Source organism: Marinospirillum celere (assembly GCF_900112235.1).
GTDB lineage: Bacteria > Pseudomonadota > Gammaproteobacteria > Pseudomonadales > Halomonadaceae > Marinospirillum > Marinospirillum celere.
This window is the reverse complement of sequence record NZ_FOLH01000001.1, coordinates 790,539-802,101: the sequence shown is the minus strand read 5'-3', so window position 1 is coordinate 802,101 and position 11,563 is coordinate 790,539. Positions and strand designations below refer to the sequence as shown.

The window sequence follows — 11,563 nt, the reverse complement described above, 5'->3', positions numbered from 1 at the left end:
TAACAGCAAGAAAGCGCAATAAGCACGTAAAAGCCACTATTTTTGTGGGATTATTTTTGGTGCATGAAGGAACACCCCACCTCCGCATCGGGCATTAAAGAGGTCAACTCTGGCTCATTATAGTCTCTAGTACGAAAAAAGCAGTAGATAGGCTTGAGTCAGCTGGAAGCTCTTCCAGGTTCTTGGCAGCCGTTAGTCCTCATGTGTTACTGGACCCATCAAGGCAGCTCCCAGAGCAGAAAAATAAGCACCAAATGCCAGGTTGATTCGCCTGCGCTGCTCGCCCTGGGGGTAGAGGCCTGCCTGAGCTTCATCTGAATGGCGGGTGCCTCTGACCAAAAAACTGTTGTTCGGGCCGGTATCTTCCACAAAGGCTTCAAAAGCTCGGGCACAGATTTCTTCCGGGCGGGCATAGTAGAAAACTCCCAGCTGGCTGTCGGCTCTTTTGGAGTTTTCAAACAGGGCACTGGGCTGGTTGCCACTGGCATCCAGTAGAATTTCTCTAAAGCAGGCATACAGCAGACTATTAATCGGGTGGTCAATGCTTGGTTGGTTATTGAGCCAACAGCTGGAGGCAAAAGCCGTTGAGCTTTGAGTCTGAAACGCCTTGTCAGCCAAGTAGTGATCCAGTGCATGAAACCACTCATGGGCCAGGCTGCCCGCACCGGCATTCTTGGCCAGAGCCAGTTGCCTGGAGGCGGGAATGTAATGGGCGGCAACGCCCGGACGTCCGCCAATGCCGTACTGCAGGCCCAGATGGCCGCGAAGCGAGATCAACTCTTCTGGCCCCTGCAAGGTGACCATTAAATCAGCCAGGGCACGATCAAACTGCACGGCGGCACGATCCTTTTCCTCCGGGGTTACCCAGCGTCCGATCTCGATGCTGCGAAAATCATACTGTTTGCGGATCGTCAGAAAGCTGATGAGACTGGACATAGAGGGCCAGGCTTACTTTTTGTGTCCAAAAGAAGGTAGCTCATCATCACTTACGGTTCTACCTTCAACTATTGGAATCGGCTTGGCTCTTTGCTCAAACTTGAATACAGACATCTGTTCGATAAAGCGCCTGGCAGGTTTGCCATCGTCCTCTAAACTGTTAATCCCATTATCAATTACTCCCAGAAAACACTGAATGCCCGCCAGGCCACCAATGCTGACGTCCTCTATTCGATGTTCATAGGCATGCTCAAGATCCTGAGGCTTGACCATAATCCCAGTTTCATGAGTTATGATTTTGGCTAGGTTGTCATAGTCATCGAAGGGGCTGGGCAAACAATCGATTAGTTCCCTAATGAAAAAAGTCATCAGATCGAAAGGATGGTGAGGCCTGGGATCTGAAGTCTTCGCTCGTTTAGGGTGATCTTCGCCTTCTAAAGAGCTTTTTAAGGAATCAAGCAAATCAGGGCCGGTAAGATCCAAAGTCAGCAAGGGTGTTGGAAGCACAGGCAGTATCCTTTTGTGGAATGAGTTAAATCTTGTGTGTAGCCTACATCGTTTGATGGCAAGCCCTTATGTTCGTTGTTCAATCATGCTACCTCACCCTCGGCCCGAACAAAAAAGGTAGAAGCTGGACGTTTAACCAGTATTTCATTCAGATCCAGCGCCTGTTCCACATAGTCCTGCGCCGGTGAAGGAAAACCCGTCGAAACCCGCTCAAGGTAGAGGGGAAGGGGGCTAGAGGGAAAGTGACCGGACTCACCCAGATGGCTGACACGCATTGAAAGTCTCCAAAGATAGCTAATACTGATATTTATACAGTACAGCGAATGAAGAAGTGAAATCAAGCCAGGAAAAACAGCCAGGCCCAACTTGCAGGCTTAGGGCAGGTTTGATAAAAAGAACCCAAGGAACACCCCACCTCCGCAGGATGCGCGTCGAAAATGGCCTCATTCCCTGGGGCGGTAGCGTGAAAACAGTAGTCCCAGGCACGCACACTTTGCCAGACTGTGATGCTCAAAAAGCTACAGATAATTCTCAAAAGGCCAATCTGTTCAATGCTTTATTAATCGAGCTTCTGAAATAGTGAGCAAGGAAAAATGTGAAAGCGTGCATGCGCCTTTTCATCAATCAATAGTTAGCAGGTGTGCAAGAAATAAATATCGTAAAATCATCTCATTAAGAGCTGACACCTCCTTGGAGTGCCTGGAAAATAACGAGGGGGTCTCATGAATAAAAATGTTAGTTTTTACTGACCCAAGGAGATAAATTTGGAACTTGAAGAATTTTTGAGTAGAAACAGAATATCTCAGGATGATTGGGAGAAGGCGGAAATTACCTTCGATGAGCTTTTGAAGATTGATGCTGATTACAGCTCTAAAGTCACACATCTAAACGAATCCGCTGAATTCTTAGCAAAAGTTCTGCAGAAATGTGATCAAGTCCATTCAGTCAGGTGGAGGGTGAAAGAGCCTGAGCACGTATTAGAAAAGATAGTAAGGAAAAAAGCATCTAACAGCCCTAAGTATATCGACGTGTCAGTAGATAATTACGCTGAACTAATAACTGATTTGGTCGGCGTGCGAATTTTACATTTGTTTAAGCATGAATGGCTGGACATCCATCAATATATTCAAACTTGTTGGGTCCCGGTTGAACCGGTTGTGGCTTACGTTCGTGAGGGTGACGAAGGTGCTGTTGTAGAAAGCTATCGTGAAAATGAGTGTGACGTCAAAGTCCATTCAGCAGGTTATAGGTCAATTCATTACATAATATCAACGCAGCCAACATTAAGAAAAGTGATCTCCGAGATACAGGTTAGAACTATATTTGAAGAAGGTTGGAGTGAAATCGATCACAAGGTGCGCTATCCAAACTTTATGGATAATAAATTGGTTTCATATTTTCTTACTATATTTAACAGGATGTCTGGCAGTGCGGATGAAATGGGAACATTCGTCAATGATTTAGTTGCTGATATAAAATGGAAAGAGTTACAGCTTGATCTGAAGAAACAGGAGCAGGAAGGACACCTCCAAAAAATTGAAGATCTTGTACAGGAATTGAGCAAAGAAAAAACTGCGAATAAGACAAAAGAATCAAATCTACAAAAGCTCAAAGATGAAATAGCAAGTGTTAGAAAAAATTCAATACAGATACCAGACGTAATAGATTTTGACGAAATAGAAACAATGAGCTCTTTATCTAGAGAGGCGCTCAAATATTCTGACATTGCGAAACTAAACGTTGCGCAGCTGGAAGCGATAAAAATTCCCGATATATCGAAGTTTTCGTCAGCGTATGATGATATTTTAAAGAGCATAGGCTCCATAAATAAATCAACATTGATTTATGATGATGCATTAAAGAAAATTACTATTAAGAAACCAAAGAAAGACAATACAGATGAAGAATAAAAAACTAACAAATCAAAGCACACGGACGCAGTAAACTGCGCCGGTGTTTGAGGCGTTCAGGCTGTAGAAAAACCTGCTGAGCTTTGCAAAGATGGATTTTTCACTAGAGGACTGAAGGATGTCCAAGTTCAAACACTACGACTACAATCAGGTGTCGATGGTAGTGGTCAACTACCTTTAGAAAATCTAACCTGGCGCCTTTGAATTTGCTCTGCATTACCTGATCTCTGAAAAGCTCGATCTCTCGGCTTTTCACCAGCCTTATAAAAACGACTCAGAAGGCCGTCTGGCATAGTTCTGCATCCTGCACGTGGTTTACTGTTTCTGTGTGCTGGCGGACCTGCTCTATGTCGGTATGACCCGCGCAAGAGAGAAGTTGCTATTAACCGGCAGTTGCAACAATTGGTTTGCTTCTTAAGCTTGTTTCTTCAGAAAAAGCCGAAAATAAAATAAAAGCCGAGGCAGAGTCTAGTGACTGGTTCTTTGCCTGGCAGGATTTTGGGATAAGGAAGGTCTATGGCTCAGAGCTAAAAAAACTTTGGATGGGTAGGTGGGTGGGACAAACAAAAAAGCGCCCCGTAGGGCGCTTGATTGCTGAATTCTTGGTGGAGGGCCAGGGATTCGAACCCTGGGAGGGCTCGCACCCTCGTCGGTTTTCAAGACCGATGCTTTCGACCGCTCAGCCAACCCTCCAACACGGCGCGTATCTTATCAGTTCGCTGTAAACTGTCAATAACTTTCTTAGGTTTTTTTCCTGAAAGTGTCGGCAGCACAAGAGCTTAGGTGTTTTCCCGTAAGGGAAGCAACTGTTGGCCCTGGACAAGCAGGCGGCCAGAATGGACCTTGGCAACCAATCTTGGTAAGGCTGATAGATCGTAGATATCGCCTTCTTCCGGTACCCGGGCATTAATATCCAGTGTTTTAGCCAATTGGCAATGCTCACTTTGGTGACGATATTCACCATGCATGGCGAGAAGATGCTTGGGTTTCAGCCAGGTATAGAGTTGTCGTATTTCATCCTGATAGGGATGTCCTGAGGCATGAATAGGTGCATTGGCTTCGGTGGTGATGTCAATTTTCCGAGTCGTCAGTTGAGCATGAAGGCGGGCCACTGCATCTTCATTGCCTGGAATGGTTTTTGATGAAAAGATAACCTGGTCTTCGGCTTCAAGTTCCAAGTGGGGGTGGCTTCCTGCGGCCAGGCGTGCAAGAGCTGCTCTGGGCTCACCCTGGCTACCTGTGCAAAGAATCATTTGCTCCTGGCGTGGTAAATATCCTAGGTCTCTCGCTGGAATCAGGGTGGGGAAGTCATCCAGGTAATTGAGCTGCCGTCCCAGGCGAATAAATTTTTCCATACTGAAACCCAAGACAACCAGCTGGCGCCCAGTCATTTGTGCAATTTTTCCCAAGCTGCTTAAACGCGCTACATTGCTGGCAAAGCAGGTGACCAGGACTCTGTTGGGCAGCTTTTGAATCACTTGGTAGAGGTTATCTTTGACACTGGCTTCAGATGCACTATGGCCGGGGTTGGGGGCATTGGTGGAGTCACCGATTACCAGATCGAGGCCTTGTTGACCTATTTCCTGAAGACGAGCTACAGCTGTTTTATGGCCAACCAGGGGTTCGGCATCCAGCTTCCAGTCGCCTGTATGGTAGAGGGTGCGACCGGCAGCCTGTAAATAAATGCCATGAGCTTCAGGTATTGAATGAGTAACAGGAATCCATTCGGCTTTGAAAGGCCCAAAGCTATAAGTCACTAGTGGGCGTATTGTTTGCAAAGAAGGTTGGTGATTTGAGGATTCCAGCTTTTTTTCAATCAGCGCTCTGGAAAAAGGGCTGGCATAAATCGGGCAATTGAGCTTTTTGCTAAGCCAGGGTAGGGCCCCTATATGATCCTCATGGGCATGCGTAATAAGCAGAGCCTGAATATTTATACCGTTATCTTCAAGTGCTTTCAGATCAGGAACAACCGTTTGTGTTTCACCGCCCGGTGTTGCACGGAAGCCCTGGCCGCAATCAACAGCCAACCAGTAGCCTTGACTGCCGTAAATATAAAGATTGGCTCCAATTTCTCCTGCGCCGCCTAAAGCTAAGAAGAAAGGGCCTTCTTGTTGATCAATGAGTTGTCGACTCGGTTTTCGCACAGGCCATCCTGTTAACTTGGGTTCAAGGAAAATAAGTTGCCTAGCCTAGCTGAAGCCTTGCAACAAGGAAACCGAATAAGACTTGACAAAACTACTGTATAAAAAACTATACTGTATAAAGATCATATCATTTGTCGAGGTCGCTATGAGCATTCAGCAGGCAGGTTCTTCCAGAAGAAACAAATGGGTTGCCTTGGTTGATGGCACCAACTTTTTTGTCAGTTGCGAAAGGGCTTTCTCTCCACGGCTGCATGGCCGGCCTGTTGGTGTCATGTCAAACAATGATGGCTGCATTATTGCCCGTAGTGACGAACTTAAAGCCCTGGGTGTGCCCATGGGGGCCCCGGTCCACAAGATCCAGCATTTGATACGTCGTCATCGCATCGCGCTTTTAAGCTCTAATTTCACGCTCTACGCTGACATGAATCGTCGGCTTAACGATATTCTTTCTTGTTTTTCAGATCGAGTAGAACCCTATTCAGTGGATGAGTCCTTTGTAGAGCTTTCTGGTTTTTTTACCGATGGACTGTTGGAGCAAGGGCGTCAAATTGAGCAGGCTATAGCCCAGCAAGCGCATCTTCCAGTAGGCGTAGGCATTGCTCAGACGCGAACTCTAGCCAAGCTGGCGAATAGTCAGGCAAAACTGAAGCGGCAAGGCCCTAAAGTCAGCGTTTTGGATGCCGATGCAGATTCAACCTGTCAGTTACTGGAAGCAACGCCTGTTGAAGAAGTTTGGGGAGTAGGTAAGCGTTTGGCGGAGCGTTTGAGACGCTTAGGCATCGATAACGCCTGGCAGCTAAGAGAGGCTCCAGAAGCTATGCTTCGCAAGCGTTTTTCAGTAACCCTGGCCCGGATTCAAATGGAGCTGAAAGGTCAGCCTTGCCATGATGGCAGTGGCAAAGAAACCGCTAAGAAGCAGTTGCGCGTTTCGCGCAGTTTTGGAAGGGCCTCAGATAATCAGCAGGAAGTTCTGGATGCCCTTAGGCATCATGTTCAGCGAGCTGCCGAGAAGTTACGTGAACAGAAAAGCCTGGTTAAAACTTTTAGTATTTTTCTGAGAACCAATCCTTTTCGCAGTGACCGTCCACAGCATAGCGATACCTTGCTCTATCAGTTTGATCAGCCGACGGCAGATACCACCGAAATGCTTGAAGCCGCAAGGAAGTTGTTGCGGCGTTTGTGGCGAGAGGGTTATCACTACCACAAAGCGGGAGTGCTTTTGATGGAGCTGGTTGATGCTTCGCCTGCTCAACTATCCGTTTTGGAAACCTCTGAGACGCAAAACCAGCGCCTGAAAAGAGAGCGCCTGATGCAGGTGATGGATAGAGTTAACCTAAGCCAGGGAAGAGGCAGTGTGACCTTGGGTGTTGGGATGAAAGAGGCGGGTTGGAAAGCTAGGCAGGAGAAGCGTTCTCCTGCCTATACGACTTCCTGGCAGGAATTGCCAAAAGTCGTGGCCAGGTGACTTATTTGATGATCTGAGTTGTTTTTGATCCTGGCTTGAGGGTTGGATCTGGTTTTGCTGTTCCAGCTACTGGGTTGCTTGCTGCTTCTGCAGTTGCTACAGGAACAGCAGGACGGCTACTGCCAGCCATACAGAAGCCACCGGCTGTGGCTACATAGGAAGGTCTGGACATAGTCTTTTCCTCGAATCGCTTGGAAGACGCGTAATTGTTACGCATGAGAATAAAAAATTACTAAGGCTTGACCACCTTAACGATAAATTATGTTAATGAAAAGAATTTTTTTGTGCGATGCACAAAAAGTCTAATGCAACCCTGGTCAAGTTAATTGTTGAATTTTGGTCTTGCCTGGTGTGCCCTGCCTTAGCAGCTCTTCAAGCTCACTTAGTAAGGGCTTGAAGTCATCCTGGAGGGTATAGGGCGGGTTAATGACTAGCATGCCGCTGCCTGACATTCCAAAGCCGCTGGTATCTGGTAGAGGGCAGTGTTCAATTCTTAAGATATTGGGAAGCTTTTGAGCCAGCTGATTGATCCAGCGCTCAGTATCCTGGCGGCTAATAACAGGATACCAAATGGCATAGATGCCGGTAGCAAAGCGTTTATGGGCCGCTTCTAGTGCTTTAATGACCTGTGCGTAGTCTTCTTTCTTCTCGTAGGAGGGGTCCATGAGAATGAGGCCTCGTCTCTCTTTTAGAGGAACGCTGGCTTTCAGCAGGGTAAAGGCATCCTCCTGGAAAAGCTTGCAGCGTCGGTCGTTTTGCATGACGGCTTTCAGAGATTCGTGATCTTTGGAGTGAAGCTCGTTCAGTAGTAAACGATCGGTTGACCGCAGTAAAAGGCTGGCTATTTTGGGTGACCCTGGGTAGTAACGGGTTGTTGGGGTCGTGTTGAGTTGGCTAATCAGTTCCCTGTACTGAACTAGTAGGGGATGTTTAAGTTGTTGATCGTTTAAACGCCAAATACCTTCTTCTGCTTCTGCCGTTTTACTGGCATGGGTGGATTTGAGGTCATAAAAACCTGCACCGGCATGGGTATCCAGATAGCAATAAGGCTTGTCTTTTTTGTTGAGGTATTCCAGCAGGTAGATGAGAGTCAGGTGTTTGAGAAGGTCGGCAAAATTGCCTGCATGGTAGCTGTGACGGTAACTGAGCATGTTTTTGGGTCAACTTGGGAAAGAGGCGAGTTTAACATAAAAAAAGCCTCGGCTGGATGCCGAGGCTTTTTTGAATAAGCGAGTTGGAATAATGCTGCGGGAATGCTTAAACCCAGCCTTCTTGCCTGGCGTGAGCTTCCATTTCGGTATAACCACCAATGTGCTGCTTATCAATAAAAATTTGAGGCACGGTAGTTACAGGCTTGCCGATCGTTTTTTCCATGTCTGCTTTGGTAATGCCTTCTTCCTGGATGTCTACATAGCGATAGGTCGCGCCCTGAGATGTTTCCAGTTTTTCTGCCAGGTCTTTGGCGCGGACACAGAAGGGGCAGCCGGGGCGCCCAAAAATAACAATGTGCATTCTTAGCCTCTTTCAGGAATGGGTTTTAATACAACTAGTTTCCTTCAAATGCGGCAAGATTTCCAATCTAAAAAAACTAAATTAGCCATTGTGTCCGGCTATCTAAATAAAAGGTTGGTTTTTTAGAGCCAGAAAGCGAAACGCCCCGCCGAAGCGGGGCGTAGACATAAGTCTTCTCAACGAGGTTGAGATTCTAGCCTGTTGAGCTGACTTCCTTGCCTAATGCTCAAACTCTATATTAGGGATTTAGGCGAGCGTCTCCTAGGTGCAGTTGCTGACTAGGCTTGTAATAGATTGCATACAAAACCCTTAATTTTATTAGGGTAAAGCCGGTAGTGCCTGCATCCAATCAAAAGAATCCTGTTGGCCTGCTGGATATTCAGCAGCCATCCAGCCTTGGTAGTGGACTTTGGCTAAAGCTTCCCAGATTGCAATCCAGTCAAGATTTCCTGTTCCTGGATGACTGCGTCCCGGTGAATCAGCAAACTGTACATGAGCCAGCTGATTGGCATTTTCTAATATCAGTTGAGCAGGGTTATCACCCATGCGCGCGGCATGATAGATGTCCAGTTGGAGGCCGAAATGGTCTTGTTTGACCCTTGCTGCCAAGTCTTGCCAGTCTTTAACTCGGGGCAGTAGGTAGCCTGGTTGATCCAGATTATTGATGGGTTCGCAGGTTACCTTGAGAGGGTGGGGTTTGAGTTGCTGACACACATACACAAGATTCTCAGTCAGTTGGGTTAAGCAGTCTTCTTGGCTATAGCCTTCTGGTTTACGCCCGGCAAGTAGGTTGATCACTTGGGGTTTCAGAGCTTCTATGTAGGGCAGGCTGGTTTCAAAAGCTTGCTGAAATTCAGTTACTTTTCCAGGGTGACAGGCTAAACCAGTACCACCCTGCATAAAATCACCCGCCGGAAGGTTGAAAAGAATTAACGGCATCTGGGATGCGTGTAGAGCCTTTTGCCAGGTTTCTGGAGATTCGGTATAAGGGAATTGCACCTCAACACCTTGAAAGCCTAGTTTGCGTGCAACTGCAATTCGTTCCAGTAAAGGAAGATCCTGAAACATCAGGGTGATATTGGCAGCGAGTGAGCTCATGGTTTTTCCTGTCGATAAAGGTCAACAAGGGTCGCTGGGTCTTCCTCCAAGCGTCCACGGGCTGCTTGCATCCGCATCAACTGGGCCGCAAGACTGCTCATAGGAGTGGATTGATTTTCTTCCTTGGCAAGATCGGCAGCCAACTGCAAGTCCTTGAGCAGGGTTTTAACCGTCCATTTAGGGTTGCTGAATTCGCTGACCGCCATTCTGGGTGCCAGGATTTGTAAAGGCAGGGAGTCAGCAAAGCCACCCGCAAAGGCTTTAGGGAGCTGTTCTGCTTCAATACCGGCTGCTTCGGCTAGGGCAAGCATTTCTGCGATGACGAGAGCGTTGCAGCTGACCAGCATTTGATTACCAATTTTGGCAACCTGGCCACTTCCTGTTTCACCAACACGGGTGACTTGACGGGCCAGAGGTGCAAAAAAAGGTTCAAGGCGTTCTATCGTGGCCTGGTTGCCACCGCACATAATGGCTAGCTGGCCCTGTTCAGCGCCGGGCACGCCACCTGAAACGGGGGCATCCACCCATTCGGCACCTTTGAGTGCCACCTGTTCAGCAAAGCGGCGTGTGGCTTTGGGTGAGATACTTGAAAAATCCACGATGACTTGACCTTTTTCAAGTCCTGCGAGCAGGCCTTCCGGTTGGTTGAGCAAGGCTTCAACACTGTCAGTATCGGTCACACAAAGGCCAATAACCTGGCTGGTACGAACCAACTCCGCAGGGCTGGGTTGTAACTGGGCGCCGGCAGCAAGGAGAGCATCGGCTTTGCTGGCGGTACGGTTCCAGACATTTAATGTAAATCCATGGCTTAAAAGACGTTGGCACATCGGGGCTCCCATCAGCCCCAGGCCAATAAAACCGATTCTTTCCAGGGTTTCAGTCATGCTTACTTTCCTTAAATATAAAGGCGTTTAACACGGGGGAGTAGGCCCGTTAGAAGTGTATAGCTAATGGTATCGCAGTGGTTTGCAACTTCATTGACATCAATTTGAGGGCCCCAAAGCTCGACTTCATCACCCGGTTGGGGATTATCCAGGTTGCCCAGGTCAACAGTCATCATGTCCATAGACACCCGGCCAGCAAGTTGACATACCTGACCTCGAACACCAACTGGCGTGCCATCAACCGCTTGGCGAGGGTAGCCATCACCATAACCGCAGGCAACGACACCGATTTGAGTGGGCTTCTTGGCAACAAAGCGCCCTCCATAACCCACCTTTTCCCCAGCAGCTATTTGTCGAACACTGATCAGGCGGCTTTTTAGCGTCATGACCGTTTGGAGCTGATCGCCCAGTGGATGTCCGGGTTTTAGAGGAGAGGCGCCATAAAGCATAATTCCCGGCCTTAACCAGCCTTCACAAGCTGAGGGCCAGCCGAGGGTTGCGGGGGAGTTGGCGAGGCTGACAGGAGTGCCCAGTTGGTTTTTTAAGCGAAAAAGAGTGCTGAGTTGCTGTTGGGTGAAAGGGTTGTTGAGATCATCTGCGCAAGCCAAATGACTGGTGAGAATAATTTCTTTCACCCAGGGCTGCTGTTTCAGAAGGGTGTGAACTTGCACGGCTTGGTCGGGAGCAAAGCCCAGGCGATGCATCCCTGTGTCCACTTTCAGCCAAATCTGCAAGGGATTAATCTGATCCTGGTTATCCTGCTTGAAAAACAACGACAAAGCATCCACCTGCCAAGATGAATGAATAACCAGGGGATAGCCCCGTTGATGAATCAATGGGAGTTCATCTGCTGAGAAAAAGCCTTCTAGCAATACGATAGGCTGCTTGATTCCAGCAGCAACCAGGGTTTCTGCTTCTTCAATTGCAGCCACAGCAAAGGCAGGGGCCATATCTTCCAGAGCTTTGGCGACTTGAATGGCACCATGCCCATAGGCATCTGCTTTAATAACGGCAAGCGCTTGATCCCTTGCAGATTGCTGGCAGGCCAGCTGATAATTGTGGCGTAGGGCTTTGAGGTTGATTTCAGCGACCAAGGGTCGAGCCATA

At 47.9% G+C, this 11,563-nt stretch carries 12 protein-coding genes and 1 tRNA gene; 2 read left to right on the top strand and 11 right to left on the bottom strand.

Annotated features, from left to right (window positions below):
• Positions 1-192: 192 nt before the first annotated feature.
• The 3 genes from BM185_RS03800 to BM185_RS03790 all read right to left on the bottom strand — a co-directional run bounded on the left by BM185_RS03800 (position 193) and on the right by BM185_RS03790 (position 1,718).
• Positions 193-936 (bottom strand): CLCA_X family protein, encoded by a 744-nt coding sequence (locus BM185_RS03800; protein WP_091959457.1) that lies wholly within the window; start codon positions 934-936, stop codon positions 193-195.
• Positions 937-948: 12 nt separating this feature from the next.
• Positions 949-1,443 carry a hypothetical protein gene (locus BM185_RS03795; RefSeq protein WP_091959454.1) on the bottom strand — a complete coding sequence of 165 codons (495 nt, stop codon included), beginning with the start codon at positions 1,441-1,443 and terminating at the stop codon, positions 949-951.
• Between the two features lie 83 nt (positions 1,444-1,526).
• Entirely contained in the window at positions 1,527-1,718 is a 192-nt protein-coding gene (locus BM185_RS03790) for a S24/S26 family peptidase (RefSeq protein WP_425434189.1), read from the bottom strand.
• Positions 1,719-2,207: 489 nt separating this feature from the next.
• Here BM185_RS03790 and BM185_RS03785 point away from each other — a divergent pair, with 489 nt between their 5' ends.
• The gene (locus BM185_RS03785; RefSeq protein ID WP_177203464.1) at positions 2,208-3,353 is read left to right on the top strand and encodes a RelA/SpoT domain-containing protein; all 1,146 of its coding nucleotides are present in this window, start codon (positions 2,208-2,210) and stop codon (positions 3,351-3,353) included.
• A gap of 603 nt (positions 3,354-3,956) precedes the next feature.
• Here BM185_RS03785 and BM185_RS03780 read toward each other — a convergent pair.
• Positions 3,957-4,046, bottom strand: a tRNA-Ser gene (locus tag BM185_RS03780).
• 86 nt (positions 4,047-4,132) lie between these two features.
• A complete protein-coding gene (locus BM185_RS03775; RefSeq protein ID WP_091959448.1) occupies positions 4,133-5,497 on the bottom strand; it encodes a ribonuclease J in 1,365 nt (454 codons plus the stop codon).
• Between the two features lie 145 nt (positions 5,498-5,642).
• Here BM185_RS03775 and BM185_RS03770 point away from each other — a divergent pair, with 145 nt between their 5' ends.
• Positions 5,643-6,962 (top strand): Y-family DNA polymerase, encoded by a 1,320-nt coding sequence (locus BM185_RS03770; protein WP_091959445.1) that lies wholly within the window; start codon positions 5,643-5,645, stop codon positions 6,960-6,962.
• A gap of 1 nt (position 6,963) precedes the next feature.
• On the opposite strand, the gene BM185_RS14650 is transcribed toward BM185_RS03770, so the two are convergent.
• The 6 genes from BM185_RS14650 to alr all read right to left on the bottom strand — a co-directional run bounded on the left by BM185_RS14650 (position 6,964) and on the right by alr (position 11,562).
• Positions 6,964-7,134, bottom strand: coding sequence for a hypothetical protein (locus tag BM185_RS14650; RefSeq protein ID WP_177203463.1), 171 nt, complete (start codon positions 7,132-7,134; stop codon positions 6,964-6,966).
• Positions 7,135-7,279: 145 nt separating this feature from the next.
• Positions 7,280-8,113, bottom strand: a complete 834-nt coding sequence (locus tag BM185_RS03765; protein ID WP_091959442.1) for a 23S rRNA (adenine(2030)-N(6))-methyltransferase RlmJ — start codon at positions 8,111-8,113, stop codon at positions 7,280-7,282.
• A gap of 106 nt (positions 8,114-8,219) precedes the next feature.
• Positions 8,220-8,474: a GrxA family glutaredoxin gene (locus BM185_RS03760; RefSeq protein ID WP_091959440.1), complete on the bottom strand. Its 255-nt coding sequence runs from the start codon at positions 8,472-8,474 to the stop codon at positions 8,220-8,222.
• 318 nt (positions 8,475-8,792) lie between these two features.
• Complete coding sequence (locus BM185_RS03755; RefSeq protein WP_091959438.1) at positions 8,793-9,572, bottom strand: hydroxypyruvate isomerase family protein; 780 nt, start codon at positions 9,570-9,572, stop codon at positions 8,793-8,795.
• Positions 9,569-10,456, bottom strand: coding sequence for an NAD(P)-dependent oxidoreductase (locus tag BM185_RS03750; RefSeq protein WP_091959434.1), 888 nt, complete (start codon positions 10,454-10,456; stop codon positions 9,569-9,571). The genes BM185_RS03755 and BM185_RS03750 overlap by 4 nt, the downstream gene beginning before the upstream one ends.
• Positions 10,457-10,467: 11 nt before the next feature.
• Positions 10,468-11,562 (bottom strand): alanine racemase, encoded by a 1,095-nt coding sequence (gene alr, locus BM185_RS03745; protein ID WP_091959431.1) that lies wholly within the window; start codon positions 11,560-11,562, stop codon positions 10,468-10,470.
• Position 11,563 lies beyond the last annotated feature (1 nt).